Genomic DNA, 14,641 nt, shown 5'->3' on the forward strand with positions numbered 1-14,641 from the left:
TGCCCGTGCTGCCCGTGCTGCCCGTGCTGCCCGTGCTGCCCGTGCTGCCCGTGCTGCCCGTGCCGGCCAGAGCGTCAGGGGCATCCAAGTTCCAGTACGGGAGTAGGCGGATGTGGGCTCGGCCTAGGAGGACCAGAGGGTTGAGGTAGTGGGTGCCGCGCAGGAGGCCCCAGTGGAGGCAGGATTCGCGGCAGTGGCCTGTTGGGGGTTCGATGAATCCGAGGCGGGTGCCGGGCGTTACGCGTTGGTCTTGGCGTACTGATGCGTTGACGGGCAGATACGTCGTGCGTAGGCCGTTCGCGTGTTCGACGGTGACCACACCGCGACCGGCGAGGGGGCCGGCGAAGCGGACGATGCCTGGGCCTGCGGCTACGACAGGTGTGGTGGGGGCGGCGGCGAGGTCGATGCCTCGGTGGCCTGACAGCCATGGCTCGGGTGGGGGTGTGAAGTGGCGGAGATTTCTGGGGTGTCCGTCCAGCGGCCATCGCCAGGTGGGACGGTCCGCGGTAGCGGGGCTTGCGGGTGTCAAGGGGATGGCGAAGGCGAGGAGGGTGGCCAGAAGGGCCAGCGGGCCTGAGGGCGCCACTCGCCGATGGGAGTTCGTTGGCGGGGGATGGGTCGGCGTGCTGGCGTCGGGGGGACAAGGGCGGATTGTGGAGTTTTGGTGGGGGGAGGGGAGCGGGGAGTTGGGACTGGGATGGGTGAAGGGGGATGGTGGCTGGGGCTCTGGGTGAGCACCCGGGGATGGCGGGTGGGGGTTTGAGTGAGTGCATGGGGGTGGCGGGTGAGGGTTTCGGTGAGCACACGGGGATGGCGGGTGGGGGTTTGGGTGAGTGCATGGAGATCGCGGATCGGGCTTTAGGTGGGTGAGTGGGGATGGGGAATCGGAGGTGGGGTGAGTGGGCATGCGGTGAGTTTGTGGGAGGGCGGGGGGTCGTCGGAGGGGTGAACGTAATTCTGTGGAGGAAGGGGGTGCGGGACGGTAAGGCTGTGGATAACCGCTGGCATTGGGGCCGGGCGGGGTTGGGGAGGCGGCATGATTGAGCTACGTGGATCTCGGGTGGTCCTGCGGGACGTTGTACGGGACGACGAGGCGCGGTTGCGGGAGATCGTTGGGACGCCTGAGGTGGCTCGGTGGTGGGGGCCTGTCGATGAGTTCGACGACATGCTGGCCATCACGGTCGGCGGTGAAGTGATCGGGGCGATTCAGTACGAGGAGGTGGAGGATCCGATGTATCGCAGTTCGGGGATCGACATTTTCCTCGGACCTCAGTGGCATGGATGCGGATTCGGTCAGGAAGCTGTTCGCACGTTGGCGCGATGGTTGATTGAGGGGCGGGGGCATCACCGGCTGACGATTGATCCTGCTGCGCACAACACGGTCGCCATCAACGCCTACGAGCGCGTGGGATTCAAGCGGGTGGGGATCATGAGGGCTTATGAGCGGGATCCGGCGACTGGGGAGTTTCACGACGGGCTGCTGATGGATCTGTTGGCGGGCGAGTTGATCTAGCCGAGCGAGTGGTTGTGTCTATACAAGCGAGCGGTTGCGTCTAGCTGAGCGGGCGGTCGTGCCTAGCCATGCGAAACGGGTGTAGGTCGTCGGGAAGCCGGGGGAGAGCTGGGGCGGCGTCGGACCTGTGGGATCCGACAAGCGGCGCTGACGGTGGGGGCGCAGGGGAGAGGTCCAGATCCAGATCGTGCTGAGCGCGATGCCGGCCGCGGAGATGATGATGACGGGACGCAGGCCCGCGAACTCGGCCAGCGCGCCGCCTGCGAGGCTGCCCAGGGCCATGACCCCCTGTACGGCGAAGGTCAGGGTGGCGTTGACGCGGCCGCGGAGTTCGGGGGCGGTTTCGCGTAGGACGATCGCGCCCATGCAGGTGGCGAACGCGACCACCACGCCGCCCGTGATCGTGCCGGTGAGCGTGAGCAGGGTCAGTTTCCACCAGAGGGGGCCGTTGAGCAGGCCCACGGCCAGGATTTCGATCGGGAAGAAGAGTACGGAGACGAGCAGTACGCGGTTCTCGCCGTAGCGTTTGGCGGCGCGGGTGGTGATCCAGGCGCCCAGGAGGCCGCCGACGCCGCCGAGGGCGATGAGGGCGCCGATGAGGCCCCGGGGGATGCCGAGGGTGTTCACCATGTAGAGCATGTACACGGCCGTATAGGCCATGGCGAAGAAGTTGATGGTGACGCCTGCGCCGAGGAGGGCGCGTAGGACGGGGTGGGTGATGCTGGCGTGGAGCCCTTCAATCACGTCACGCCACATGCCTCGCGAGGGGGCGGGCTCGTTCTGCTCCGGGGTGCGGATCGAGCGCAGCAGCAGTGCGGAGGCCAGGAACGACAGTGCCTCCGCGAGCACCGCCAGTGGGGCCGTCAGGAGTTGTACGAGGAGTCCGGCCAGGCCGGGGCCGCCGACTGAGGCGACCGAATAGGAGGCGTGGAAGCCTGCCATCGCCTCTGTTCGCTGTTCGGGGGAGACGACCGCGGCTACGTGGGGGAAGTTCGCGGCCTTGAAGAGTACGCCTGCTGAGCCGATGACCAGGGCGACGACGATCAGCCATAGGGCGTTGAGTACGCCGAGGAGCCAGGCGAGGGGGACCGTCAACGCGGCGGCGCAGGAGACGAGTTCGCAGGCGATCATGAGCGGGCGGTGGCGGGAGAGGCGGTCGGCGATCGCGCCTGACTGGAGGCCGAGGAGCAGGGCGGGCAGTGAGGCGGCGGCTGTGAGCAGGCCCATTTCCATGGGGGAGGCGGCGAGGAGGGTGACGGCGGTTAGTGGGACGGCCAGCTTGGACACCTCGGAGCCGGTGATGGAGATGGTGCGGGCCGTCCAGAGCAGTCGATAGTCGCGCTGACTGCGGAGTGGGGCGAGGTTTGGCGCCGACGGAGGATCCTCGGAGAAGGCCATGTCGCGGGGTGGGGGAGGGACCGCCGTGCTCTGGGGTGGAGAGGGGGCTGCCGTGCTCTGGGGTGGGGTGGGGAGTGCCGCCGTGCCAAGGGATGGAGAAGGGGCCTTCGTGTCGCAGGGCGGAGCGGGGACAGTCGTGTCATGCGGTGGGGCAGGGAGCGTGGTGTCCCGAGGTGGCGACAGGGCCGTCGTGTCATGCGGTGGTGAAGAGTCGGTCGTGCCATGGGGTGAGGTGATGGTGGCCATGTCGGGTGATGAGGCCACGTCACGGGACGAGGAAGGAGCAGGCATGTCGCGGTGCGGGGCGGGTCCCGCGGCTCTCTGACCAGATGCGGCGTGGCCAGAGTGGTCATGCGGGTGGACAGGAGAGTGCGGGTGGCCCGGGGAGCTGTTGAGCGGACGCGCGGTGCCGTCCGGAGTGGCGGTGGGCGGGACGGCGGCGGACGGAGCGGGGGTGGAGGGAGCCGCGGTGGACGGGACAGCGCCGTCCGGAGTGGCGGTGGGCAGGACGGGGGTGGACGGGACGGCGCCGTACGGAGTGGTGCTGTTCGGAGTGGGGGTGGGCGGGATGGGGGTGGGCATGGGAGGGCTCCTATTTGTGAAGGGAATGCTTCATAACTATGAAAGTAACCCTTCAGAGTTATGAAGGCAATGCTTCACGTCTCTTCCGGGTACCTTTGGGCCATGACGCGGGAGAGGGAGAGCCTCAGCGACCCCAAGGCGATGCGGGCTCTGGCGCACCCGGCCCGGCTGGCGATCCTGAATCGCCTGGGCGTCGAGGGCAGTGCCACCGCCACCGAGGTCGCCGAGGTCGCCGGCATCACCCCGAGTGCCGCCAGCTATCACCTGCGCATGCTGGCCAAGTACGGATTCGTGGAGGATGCGCCGCCGCGCGGTGATGGGCGGGAGCGGGTCTGGAAGCCGGTGGGTACGCCCCTGTCGGTCGGCGTGCAGCCCGGCGATCAGCCGGAGGTGCGGGAGGCCAAGAACCTGCTGATCCAGGCGTTCCGCAGGGAAGCGGACGAAGAGGCCCGGCGGGCGCTGGAGAACATCGACCAGGAGCCCGAGGAGTGGCGCGCGGTGACCACGTTCAGCCGCCTGATGCTGAGGCTCGACGCCGACGAGATGGCGCGGCTCAATGTGGAGGTCGAGAAGCTGTTCGAGCCGTACCTGGCGCGCAGCCGCGATGAGGGGGCGGCGCCTCCCGGTGCGAGGATCGCCGAGGCCCAGGTCAACCTTTTCCCGCATGTGAGGAGGGCGGCACCGGGGCTGCCCACGGAGGACCACGACGCGGGCTGACCCGCAACGGTCAGGCCGGGGCGGCGTGGGAGGTAGACTTTTGGGTGGCCTGCTATCACAGGCCGACTTCGCATGCCTCATCGCGGACCGCGCCCTCGGTCCGAGCCACGGCTCGGCTGGAGCGGTTTCGGGGCATCAGGGCGGCAGCCACTGGGCTGCCGCGTCACAACCGAGAACTGCGCCCACCCGCATGGGCGCACAGACCTGGAGGACCAGCACATGGCCCCCGTCGTCACCATGCGACAGCTGCTCGAGAGCGGCGTTCACTTCGGGCACCAGACGCGCCGCTGGAACCCGAAGATGAAGCGTTTCATCTTCACTGAGCGCAACGGCATCTACATCATCGACCTGCAGAAGTCGCTGTCCTTCATTGACCGTGCCTACGACTTCGTCAAGGAGACTGTCGCTCACGGCGGCACGATCCTGTTCATCGGCACCAAGAAGCAGGCGCAGGAAGCGATCTCCGAGCAGGCGGCTCGCGTCGGCATGCCGTACGTCAACCAGCGCTGGCTGGGTGGCATGCTCACCAACTTCTCCACCGTGCACAAGAGGCTTCAGCGCCTGAAGGAGCTCGAGGAGCTCGACTTCGACAACGTCGCCGCATCCGGGCTCACCAAGAAGGAGCTCCTCATGCGCCGGCGCGAGAAGGACAAGCTCGAGCGCACGCTCGGCGGCATCCGTGACATGGGCCGCGTGCCCAGCGCGGTGTGGATCGTCGACACCAAGAAGGAGCACATCGCGATCAGCGAGGCCAAGAAGCTTGGCATCCCTGTCGTCGCGATCCTCGACACCAACTGCGACCCCGACGAGGTCGACTACCCGATCCCCGGCAACGACGACGCCATCCGCGCCGTCGGCCTGCTGACCAGGGTCGTCGCCGATGGTGTCGCGGCCGGTCTGATGGCCCGTTCGGGCGCCGCCCGTGGTGACGAGAAGCCCGCTGCCGCCGAGCCGCTGGCCGAGTGGGAGCGCGAGCTCATCGAGCAGGGCACCGCTGAGCAGGCCGCCCCTGAGCCCGCTGCTGAGGCCGCTGAGGCTGCCGCTCCCGAGGCCGAGGTCGCTGCCCCTGAGGCTGAGGCCGCCACCGAGGTTGAGGCTCCGGCTGAGGTCGAGGCTGAGGTCACGGCTGAGGCTGAGGTCCCGGCTGAGGCCGCTCCGGCCGCCGCCGAGGGCGAGACCGAGCAGCAGCAGGCCTGATCGCTCACGCCTCGGGTAATGCCGAGGCGACGAGCAGCCGCGCGGCCCAGCGAGGAGACTCGCAGGGGCCGAGCGCGGCCAAGCCGAACCGCAGAGGCTGAACCCGGCGGCGGGGTGAACACCCCGCCGCCGGGCAGGGCCGGAAGAGCCGGGCAAGGCCGCGAACGGCAGGGCTGCTGCCCGGTAAGAACCCGAGCTCCTGTACGGCAGCCGCCGGCCGTACGAACCATAGGGTGGGCGCCGGATCGCCGACACCACCCGATCCACGACGAAATCCCACAAGGAAAAAGCAATGGCTTCCGTGAACATGGCCGACGTCAAGCGGCTTCGCGAGATCACCGCTGCCGGCATGATGTCCTGCAAGAAGGCGCTCGAAGAGGCTGACGGCGACATCGACCGCGCCATCGAGCTGCTGCGCCTCAAGGGCGCCAAGGACGTGGGCAAGCGCGAGGCGCGCACCGCCTCCAACGGCCTGGTCGCGCTCAAGCAGGACGGCGACTCCGCCGCGGCGCTGCTGGAGCTCAACTGCGAGACCGACTTCGTGGCCAAGGCCGAGCGCTTCCAGGAGCTGGCCGGTCAGGTCGTCGCGCACATCCTGGCCAGCAAGCCGGCCGATGTGGCGGCGCTGCTCGAGTCCTCGTTCGACGGCAAGACCGTCAAGGAGCACCTCGACGAGGCCAACGTCGCGCTGGGCGAGAAGATCGAGATCCGCCGCTTCGCGGTGCTGGAGGGCGGTTACGTCGGCGCCTACATGCACCGCACCGACCCGGCGCTGCCGCCGGCCGTCGGCGTGCTGGTCCAGCTGGACAAGCCGAACGCCGAGGTCGCCAAGGACATCGCGCAGCACGCCGCCGCGATGGCCCCGCAGTACCTCAACGCCGCGGCCGTGCCCGCTGACGTCGTCGACAAGGAGCGCAAGCTCTTCGAGGAGATGACGCGCGAGGAGGGCAAGCCCGAGGCCGCCATCGGCAAGATCGTCGAGGGCCGCGTCAACGGCTGGTACAAGGACTTCACCCTGCTCCAGCAGGCGTTCGTCAAGGACAACAAGAAGACCGTCGGCAAGTACGCCGAGGAGAACGGCACCGAGGTGCTGGCGTTCGTTCGCTTCAAGGTCGGCCAGGCTTAGGCTTGAACGAAATTCCAGCCCATCGAACCGCCTAAGAGGGAGGCCGCCGCCGTGCAGGAGAACCAGGAGCCAGCTACGTCGGCGGCTTCTTCGTATCAGAGCCCGCTCCGGTGGAAGCGGGTCATGCTGAAGCTGTCAGGTGAGGCGTTCGCCGGTGGCGAGCCACTGGGGATCGACCCGCTGGTGGTCGATCACCTCGCCGACTCGATCGCCGAGGCCGTACGCGAAGGTGTGCAGGTGGCGGTGGTGGTCGGCGGCGGCAACATGTTCCGCGGCGCGGCGCTGTCCGAGCAGGGCATCGACCGCGCTCGCGCCGATTACATGGGCATGCTGGGCACGGTCATCAACTGTCTCGCGCTGCAGGACTTCCTGGAGCGGCGGGGCGTCGAGACCCGCGTGCAGACCGCCATCACCATGCAGCAGGTCGCCGAGCCGTTCCTGCCGCGCCGCGCGATCAGGCACCTGGAGAAGCAGCGCGTGGTCATCTTCGGCGCCGGGCTCGGCTCGCCGTTCTTCTCCACCGACACCGCGGCGTCCCAGCGCGCCCTGGAGATCGGCGCCGAGGCGCTGCTCAAGGGTACGCAGGTGGACGGGGTCTACGACTCCGACCCGCGGAAGAATCCCGACGCGGTCAGGTTCGACCACCTCGACTACGGCGAGGTGCTGATCCGCGACCTCCAGGTCATGGACGCCACCGCGATCAGTCTGTGCAAGGACAACGACCTCCCGATCGTCGTCTTCGACTTGATGGGCGAGGGCAACATCCTGCGAGCGGTCCGCGGTGAGAAAATCGGCACGCTGGTGAGTCCCGCAGGCAAATGAGGGAGTGCGCCCGACATCGCCAGCTAGAAGACAGGGAGCCGCTGTGATCGACGAAACCCTCCTCGAAGCCGAGGAAAAGATGGACAAGGCCGTTACGGTCGCGAAGGAGGACTTCGCGAGCATCCGGACGGGCCGGGTCACCCCTTCGATGTTCAACAAGATCAATGCCGAGTACTACGGCACGCCGACCCCGATCCAGCAGTTGGCCTCGTTCCATGTACCCGAGGCCCGCATGATCATCATTCAGCCCTACGACAAGGGCTCGATGTCTGCGATCGAGAAGGCGATCCGTGACTCCGACCTGGGCGTCAACCCCGGCAATGACGGGGCGGTGATCCGCGTGTCGTTCCCCGAGCTGTCGGAGGACCGGCGCAAGGAGTACATCAAGGTCGCCAGGAACAAGGGCGAGCACGCCAAGGTGTCCGTGCGCAACATCCGCCGCTCCGCCAAAGAGATCCTCGACAAGATGATCAAGGACGGAGAGGCGGGCGAGGACGAGGTCCGCCGCGCGGAGAAGGAGCTTGACGACATCACCCAGAAGCATGTCGCCAAGATCGACGATCTGCTCAAGCACAAGGAAGCCGAGCTGCTCGAGGTCTGAGCGGCGCGCCGCACGGCCCTCGCCCGGTGGCGGGGGCCGTGGCACAGGGAAGGCCCAGGGAAGAGACTCTGTGGAAGAACGTACGGCTGGCTCCAGCCCGAGCGGCGGCAGCCGTACCGGACGGAACCTCCCTGCCGCGATAGCGGTGGGCGTGGGGTTGGGCGCGCTGGTCATCGGCACGCTCTACACCGTCAAGGAGCTCTTTCTCCTGGTGCTGGTGGGTGCCGTGGGCGTCGGAGTGGTGGAGCTGACCCAGGCGTTCGGCAGCCGCGGCATCAAGGTGCCGACCGTGCCCGTGCTGGGCGGCATGGTGGCGATGTTTGCCGGCGCCTACTGGGGTGGGCCCGTCTGGCTGCTCGGCGCGTTCGTGGTGGTCGTCTTCGTGCTGCTGATCTGGCGGATGTTCAGCGCCGGCACCGCCGGATACGTGCGTGACGCGACTGCCTCGGTGTTCATTCTGGTCTATCCGCCGCTGTTGGCCGGGTTCGCGGCGCTGCTGCTGGCGCCGGGCGACGGCCGGGAGCGGGTGGTCATCTTCATCGCGGTGACCGTGGCCAGCGACATCGGCGGCTACATCGCGGGCGTGCTGTTCGGTAAGCACCAGATGACCGTCATCAGCCCCAAGAAGACCTGGGAGGGGCTGGCCGGGTCCGTCATCGCGTGCGTCGTGGTGGGAGCCTGGCTGGTGAACTGGCTCATGGGCGGGCAGTTCTGGCAGGGCGCCCTGATCGGCGCGCTCGCGGCGCTGCTGGCGACCGTCGGCGACCTGATCGAGTCGATGATCAAGCGCGATCTCGGCATCAAGGACCTGGGCTCGATCCTGCCGGGCCACGGCGGCCTCATGGACCGGCTCGACTCGCTGGTGACCACGCTGGTGCCGGTCTGGCTGCTGATGACACTGTTCTTCTGACGCACCCTCACACGAACGCGTCCGCCCGACGCTAGTGGTGTTGTTCCTCCATCGCCTCAGTGGTGACCGGCTGCAGCCAGAGCCAGCGGACGGCCTCACCCCCGAAGGCGAATCCTGATAAATCAGGCATGGCGGGTGGGTTGGCCACCATCACCACCCCCGAGTACTGCGGGCCCAACGGGAACGTGGCCGGCTCGTGATACCACTTGGCCGTGTGCCCGTGCCCCAGCCACGTGACCGAGTGCCACGGATACTGCGACAGCCACACGAGCAGCAGCGCCGCCTCGCGCGGATCCTCGCGGGTCGCCACGGCCAGCTCGATCCGGGCGTACGCGCCCGGCCGGTCGATCCACTGCTCCACAGTGGGCATCCGCTGGCAGCTCATCCCGACCGTCGACAGCACCGTGAACTCCCGATGCCCGTACGGCGGCCGCTCGCTGATGCCGATGGTCGGCAACCGCTCCCCGCTCGCGTCCCAGTAGCGGCCCGCGGGCCCGAGCGTCCGCTCCAGATGCCCCATGACGAACTCCTGGAACGACGCCCAGGACCCACCCCCATAGCGCCACCGCCAGTAGGATCTGGCGTTGGAGATACGCGGCCGCAGCCCTTCGAGCGCCTCGGACAGCGCCCAGGCGAACGGCGTCTCGCCCACGGCGTCACGGGCGTAGCCGGGCATCCCCCTGCTCATGTCGGCCCACCCGGGGATGACCGCCAGCAGGTCGTCGTCCTCGTACACCGCGACCCCGTCGCCCTCCTCGAACCACAGCGCGGTGAGCTGCCCGAGCGGCCGGCGCCCGGCCGGGTGGGTGGTGTTGGCCCTGGGCATGAGCGGCGGCAGCCCGGAGTTGAGCCGGGCCAGATCGACGACCGGGGGTGCGGGACGGTGGTTGGCCAGCCACACGGCGCCGTGCACGGCGCCGTCGGGCGAGCACAGGTAAGCTACCGAGGCGTCCTCGTCCCGCTCGACCACGAGCGTTCGGCTGCCGTACGGGTTGCCGGCGGTGAGGACGACCTCGGTCTGCCCCTCGCCAGACGCCGACCGGAAAATCGCCATACGAGATGCACTCTAGATCGGCCCCCAACCTCATGCGAGGGCTACCGGCACCGGGAGCTCCCTCATGGAATGTCACTTGGGAGCCGAGCGTTCACTACCCTGGTCGGTAACCACCCAAGCAAAGGCAGAAACGTGTCCCAGCAGCCAGGTCAGCTCACCTTCGTCGCGCCGCGCAGGGCCAAGCCGGCTCGGCACCTGGCGGACCTGTCCATGGCTGACCGGCGCGCCGCGGTGGCCGAGCTCGGCGAGAAGGCGTTCCGCGCCGACCAGCTCTCCCGCCATTACTTCGAGCGCCTGAACGCCGACGTGCACGCTATGACCGACCTGCCCGCGGCGGCCCGCGACAAGCTGTCGGTGCTGCTGCCGTCGCTGCTCACCCCGGTCAAGGAGCTGACCACCGACGGCGGCACCACCCGTAAGACGCTGTGGCGGCTCTTCGACGGCGCGCTGGTCGAGTCGGTGCTCATGCGTTATCCCGACCGAGTGACGATGTGTGTGTCATCGCAGGCCGGCTGTGGCATGAACTGCCCGTTCTGCGCGACGGGCCAGGCCGGGCTGACCCGCAACATGTCCACCGCCGAGATCGTCGAGCAGGTGGTCTCCGGCGCCCGCGCGCTGGCGGCGGGCGACGTGCCCGGCGGTCCGGGCCGGGTGAACAACGTGGTCTTCATGGGCATGGGCGAGCCGCTGGCCAACTACAAGCAGGTCATCGGGGCCGTGCGCCGCATGGTGGAGCCCGCCCCGCACGGTCTCGGCATCTCGGCGCGCGGCGTCACGGTCTCCACGGTCGGCCTGGTGCCCGCCATCGCCAAGCTCGCCGACGAGGGCCTGCCGGTGACGCTCGCGCTGTCCCTGCACGCGCCCGACGACGAGCTGCGCGACACGCTGGTGCCGATCAACACGCGCTGGAAGGTGTCGGAGGTGCTCGACGCCGCCTGGGCGTACGCGGCCAAGACGAAGCGGCGGGTCTCGATCGAGTACGCGCTGATCAAGGACATCAACGACCAGGAGTGGCGGGCCGACCTGCTCGGCAAGCTCGTACGCAACAAGCTGGTGCACGTCAACCTGATCCCGCTCAACCCGACGCCCGGCTCCAAGTGGACCGCCTCCCGGCCGGAGGACGAGCGGGCGTTTGTGCGCCGCCTCGAGTTCCACGGCGTGCCGGTGACCGTCCGTGACACCCGCGGCCGCGAGATCGACGGCGCCTGCGGCCAGCTCGCCGCCGCCGAGTAGCTCAGGTAGAGCGGACGAACCCCTCGATCAGGTCCGCGATCATCCCGGCGCCCCGGCTGTTCAGGTGGACGGTGTCGGTGGTCAGCAGCAGGCCGCGGCTCTTGGAGATCGCGTCGAAGCGGCGCCCGAGAAAGAAGTGCTGCATCGCGGCGGTAGGCGCCAGCAGGCTGTCCGCCCGGTAGTGGACGCGCGGTGTGTGGTCCGCCTTCTCCAGGTACGCAACCATCTGCTCGTTGAGCGGAAGGTAGGTCACGAACTGCTCGGCCGCGACCTTGCGCACGATCTCCCCGAACTCCGAGGTCCGCCGCAGCGCCACGGAGTCGAGGTCCTCGCCGAGCACCGGCGGGGAGAGCAGCGCGATCCGCGCCCGCGTCTCGTCCTTGAGCCGGGTGGTGATGGCCGCGAGGTTCGCCGCGTACCTGTCGGAGTTCGGGTCTTCGGCGAGCTTCCACCGGTCGCGTAGCTTCTGGGCGGTCTGCTCGCCGAGCGTGGCGGTGGCGTCGTTGGTGCCGATGAGCACGGTGATCACGTCGGGGTCCTGGTCGATGACCTCGGAGAGCCGGTCGAGCACATGTGCGGAGACGTCGTAGTTGACGCCCGCGTTGATCATCGTGCTGTCCGGCAGCCTGGACTCCAGCAGCTTCACATAGTTTCCGCTGACCTGACCACGCGTGATGCTGTCGCCTACACAGATCACCTTCATAACGCCTGCTCCTCATAGGTGGGTGAGTACTCACTAACCTAGTGGCTCAAAGAGAAGCGTGTGACGTTCCCTGAGAGTCCTTTCAGGGTCTGGTACGGCGCAGCCACGCGTAGCAGGCCAGGCCGAGCAGGCACCACGTCAGCGAGATGGCCGCGAGTTCGGGCAGCCGGGCCGTCAGCTCGGCGGAGTTCGCGGACTTCATCCAGGAGACGAGCGGGATCGTGAGCCAGTACAAGGGCGAGGCGCTGAGCACCAGCATGGCCAGGAAGCCCAGCAGCAGAGCGATGATGGAGATCGCGGGGGAGCGCAGGATCACCCGGCTGGTGAGCGCGCCGAACACGACGCCGGCCAGCGCGGCGATGCCGGACAACGCCAGGATGGCGGCGAACTCCCCGGGCGCCGGGGCGGCGCTGACGCCGAGCGCCAGCCCCCAGCCCAGGGTCAGCGCGACCAGCACCAGCGACGTCACGAGCGCCGCGAGCAGGCCCGCGCCCAGCTCGCGCAGCCAGCCGCCCACGCTGATCTCCGACAGGGCCCGCTGCTGGTCGGGCTCGGTGTCGAGCAGACTCCTGCTGGACCAGGCCAGGATCGGGATCGCCAGCACCACGGCGTCCGTGAGGACGGAGGTCTCGGCGCCCTTGGGCGCGCGGCTGCCGTAGACGATCGCGACCAGCACGAGCATGAACAGCAGCGCCTGGTAGACGCGGTGAGACCGGATGTAGGCGGCGACGCGGAACACGGTCAACGCGATCATGGCTGCTCCTCGGTGACGATGTCGTGCACCCGGTAGCCCTCGTCACGCATCCTGGCGATGAACGACCGGACCTCGTCCGCCGGCAGATCCACGCGTACGGTCGCCCGCTGCCCGACCGTACCCTCCTTGACCCTGCCGTCCACCACGGTCCAGTGCCTGATGGAGGGAAGATGACGCAGGCCGCCCTGGTGGTCGCTGACCACCACGATGGCGCCGCCCTCCGAGAGTTCGGTGACGATGGACGGGAGCGCCTCGCGGGTGTCGGCGTCGAGTCCCGCGAACGGCTCGTCCAGGATGAGCAGGCCGGGGTCGCACATCAGCGCCTGGGTCAGCCCGACCTTGTGGGCACTGCCTTTCGATAACTCGCCCAACCGCAGCCCGAGCAGGTGGGCCATGCCGAGGCGCTCCGCCCAGGGCTCCCAGCGCGCGCCGCCGCGTACGCGGGACATGTGGCGCAGATAGCTGGTGACCGTGAAGGGCTGCTCCATCGGGAAGCGGTCGGGGGCGAAGCCGACCACGGCCGGGCGCTCGGTGATCGTGCCCGACGACGGCTGGGTGAGCCCGGCCAGCAGGCGGAGCAGCGTGGACTTGCCCGCACCGTTGACGCCGGCGACCTCGATCACGTCACCGGGATCGAGGTGCGCGTCCACGTCCTTCATGACGGAAGGGTCACGTCTTCGATAACGGAAAGAGACCTTTGACAATCGCATGGTGCGGTAACGGTATATCTCAATGCGTCTTGGCGGGATAAAGAGCCCCACAATATGAGTAGCCCCAGCACACCGCAGAAGGAGTGAGCTTGAATCGCTTTCCACGCGTCATGGGCATGCGTTCAGGCTATGACCCGGTCGAGGTCGACGCCCTGATCGGGCGCATCGAGGCGACGCTGGGCAGGGGACCGCGCGAATTAGAGCAGGTCACGGCCGACGATGTGCGCAGGGCGACGTTCCGGGCCAAACGCGGCGGCTATCAGGAGACCGCGGTGGACTTCGCGTTGGAGGCGTTCGTGGTGGCGCTGGAGACGCGGGCCAAGAGCCCCGTACGGCTGGCCATGACCGAGCCGACCGGCGAGATGCTGCGCGAGGAGTGGTTCGAGACGCAGGCGGCGCGGGTGGAGCGGGTGGCCTTCCGGCCCGGGCGGATGGGCACGGGCTACAACGAGGACGAGATCGACGCCTTCCTGGACCGGATCGTGGCCACGCTGCGCGGCACCACCGACTACCCGGTGACGGCCAAGAACGTCCGCGAGGCGAAGTTCTCGACCGTGCTGCTGCGGCCCGGCTACCTGATCGCGGACGTCGACTCGTTCCTGGCGGGCATCGCCGACGTCCTGGAACAGCGCTCCTGACTCAACGGGCGGCCTTCTCCACGACGGACAGCAGCCCGCCCAGGTCGGGCAGCACCTCGTGCAGGATCGACGGGTCCTTCGGCCGTTCGGCCTGCCGGTTGATCCAGACCCGGCTGATGCCCAGCCGGTGCGCCGGCTCCATGTCGTGCATGTAGCTCTGCGCCACATGCACCCACGGGTCGGGCGCGTGCACCCGCCTGAACCGGTCGAAGTGCGCGTCGGCCGGCTTGTAGGCGCCCACGTCCTCGGAGGTCACCACCGCGTCGAACGGCACCGGCAGCCGCCGCTGCGTCTCGGCGATGAGGTCCCGGTCGCAGTTGGTGAGCAGCGCCAGGTGCCAGCCGGCCACCCGCAGCGCCGACAGCTCCGCGCCCACCTCGGGGAAGACCGGCCAGTACGGGATCGTGGCGGCCAGCACCGAGACGTCCTCATCGCCCAGCGCCACGCCCTCCTGAGCGCACGCCCGGCGCAGCGACTCCGCCATCACCTGGCGGTAGCGCAGGCCGGGTGACTCCTCCTGGACCACGGCTTCGTGCCGGATGTAGGCCGCCAGCAGCCGCGCTCCCTGACCGGGAGCCACCAGGTCGGCGCTGGTGGAGATGCCGTGCCGCCAGTCGACGAGCGTGCCGAAACAGTCGAACGTTACCCATTTCATGCCTCCCATCATGGGGCATGGCGATCTC

Annotated in this window: 16 protein-coding genes; 9 read left to right on the plus strand and 7 right to left on the minus strand. The window is 68.5% G+C overall.

Annotation, left to right across the window (positions count from 1 at the left end):
* Window positions 1-907, minus strand: a 907-nt coding sequence (locus tag KLK06_RS63415) for a peptidoglycan DD-metalloendopeptidase family protein (RefSeq protein WP_374197209.1), incomplete at its 3' end; no start/stop codon positions are given.
* Window positions 908-1,039: 132 nt separating this feature from the next.
* On the opposite strand from KLK06_RS63415, the gene KLK06_RS56040 reads away from it, so the two are divergent.
* Complete coding sequence (locus KLK06_RS56040; protein WP_374197210.1) at window positions 1,040-1,513, plus strand: GNAT family N-acetyltransferase; 474 nt, start codon at window positions 1,040-1,042, stop codon at window positions 1,511-1,513.
* Between the two features lie 18 nt (window positions 1,514-1,531).
* On the opposite strand, the gene KLK06_RS56045 is transcribed toward KLK06_RS56040, so the two are convergent.
* The gene (locus tag KLK06_RS56045; RefSeq protein ID WP_214644082.1) at window positions 1,532-2,911 is read right to left on the minus strand and encodes an MFS transporter; all 1,380 of its coding nucleotides are present in this window, start codon (window positions 2,909-2,911) and stop codon (window positions 1,532-1,534) included.
* 684 nt (window positions 2,912-3,595) lie between these two features.
* Between KLK06_RS56045 and KLK06_RS56050 the strand changes: the two genes are divergently transcribed.
* The 6 genes from KLK06_RS56050 to KLK06_RS56075 all read left to right on the plus strand — a co-directional run bounded on the left by KLK06_RS56050 (window position 3,596) and on the right by KLK06_RS56075 (window position 8,866).
* The gene (locus KLK06_RS56050) at window positions 3,596-4,210 is read left to right on the plus strand and encodes a helix-turn-helix domain-containing protein (protein WP_214644083.1); all 615 of its coding nucleotides are present in this window, start codon (window positions 3,596-3,598) and stop codon (window positions 4,208-4,210) included.
* A gap of 219 nt (window positions 4,211-4,429) precedes the next feature.
* Window positions 4,430-5,407: a 30S ribosomal protein S2 gene (gene rpsB, locus KLK06_RS56055; protein ID WP_214644084.1), complete on the plus strand. Its 978-nt coding sequence runs from the start codon at window positions 4,430-4,432 to the stop codon at window positions 5,405-5,407.
* Between the two features lie 292 nt (window positions 5,408-5,699).
* Window positions 5,700-6,533: a translation elongation factor Ts gene (gene tsf, locus KLK06_RS56060; protein ID WP_214644085.1), complete on the plus strand. Its 834-nt coding sequence runs from the start codon at window positions 5,700-5,702 to the stop codon at window positions 6,531-6,533.
* 123 nt (window positions 6,534-6,656) lie between these two features.
* Window positions 6,657-7,355, plus strand: a complete 699-nt coding sequence (gene pyrH, locus KLK06_RS56065; protein ID WP_250907579.1) for a UMP kinase — start codon at window positions 6,657-6,659, stop codon at window positions 7,353-7,355.
* A 43-nt stretch (window positions 7,356-7,398) separates the two neighbouring features.
* Window positions 7,399-7,956, plus strand: coding sequence for a ribosome recycling factor (gene frr / locus KLK06_RS56070; protein ID WP_214644087.1), 558 nt, complete (start codon window positions 7,399-7,401; stop codon window positions 7,954-7,956).
* Window positions 7,957-8,026: 70 nt separating this feature from the next.
* Window positions 8,027-8,866 (plus strand): phosphatidate cytidylyltransferase, encoded by an 840-nt coding sequence (locus KLK06_RS56075; RefSeq protein WP_308168974.1) that lies wholly within the window; start codon window positions 8,027-8,029, stop codon window positions 8,864-8,866.
* A 31-nt stretch (window positions 8,867-8,897) separates the two neighbouring features.
* On the opposite strand, the gene KLK06_RS56080 is transcribed toward KLK06_RS56075, so the two are convergent.
* Entirely contained in the window at window positions 8,898-9,920 is a 1,023-nt protein-coding gene (locus KLK06_RS56080) for a suppressor of fused domain protein (protein ID WP_214644089.1), read from the minus strand.
* A gap of 132 nt (window positions 9,921-10,052) precedes the next feature.
* Here KLK06_RS56080 and rlmN point away from each other — a divergent pair, with 132 nt between their 5' ends.
* Window positions 10,053-11,153, plus strand: a complete 1,101-nt coding sequence (gene rlmN, locus KLK06_RS56085; protein WP_214644090.1) for a 23S rRNA (adenine(2503)-C(2))-methyltransferase RlmN — start codon at window positions 10,053-10,055, stop codon at window positions 11,151-11,153.
* A 1-nt stretch (window position 11,154) separates the two neighbouring features.
* Here rlmN and KLK06_RS56090 read toward each other — a convergent pair whose 3' ends face one another.
* The 3 genes from KLK06_RS56090 to KLK06_RS56100 form a co-directional block, all read right to left on the minus strand.
* Window positions 11,155-11,856: a GDSL-type esterase/lipase family protein gene (locus KLK06_RS56090; RefSeq protein ID WP_214644091.1), complete on the minus strand. Its 702-nt coding sequence runs from the start codon at window positions 11,854-11,856 to the stop codon at window positions 11,155-11,157.
* Window positions 11,857-11,938: 82 nt separating this feature from the next.
* Window positions 11,939-12,610 carry a hypothetical protein gene (locus tag KLK06_RS56095; protein WP_214644092.1) on the minus strand — a complete coding sequence of 224 codons (672 nt, stop codon included), beginning with the start codon at window positions 12,608-12,610 and terminating at the stop codon, window positions 11,939-11,941.
* A complete protein-coding gene (locus KLK06_RS56100) occupies window positions 12,607-13,269 on the minus strand; it encodes an ATP-binding cassette domain-containing protein (RefSeq protein ID WP_250907580.1) in 663 nt (220 codons plus the stop codon). The genes KLK06_RS56095 and KLK06_RS56100 overlap by 4 nt, the downstream gene beginning before the upstream one ends.
* 140 nt (window positions 13,270-13,409) lie before the next feature.
* Between KLK06_RS56100 and KLK06_RS56105 the strand changes: the two genes are divergently transcribed.
* Window positions 13,410-13,958: a DivIVA domain-containing protein gene (locus tag KLK06_RS56105; protein WP_214644094.1), complete on the plus strand. Its 549-nt coding sequence runs from the start codon at window positions 13,410-13,412 to the stop codon at window positions 13,956-13,958.
* Window position 13,959: 1 nt separating this feature from the next.
* Here the strand turns inward: KLK06_RS56105 and KLK06_RS56110 are convergent, their stop codons facing one another.
* Window positions 13,960-14,613, minus strand: coding sequence for an HAD family hydrolase (locus tag KLK06_RS56110; RefSeq protein WP_214644095.1), 654 nt, complete (start codon window positions 14,611-14,613; stop codon window positions 13,960-13,962).
* Between the last annotated feature and the right edge of the window lie 28 nt (window positions 14,614-14,641).

The sequence above is a fragment of the Nonomuraea sp. NEAU-A123 genome, from assembly GCF_018603905.1.
Classification (GTDB): domain Bacteria; phylum Actinomycetota; class Actinomycetes; order Streptosporangiales; family Streptosporangiaceae; genus Nonomuraea.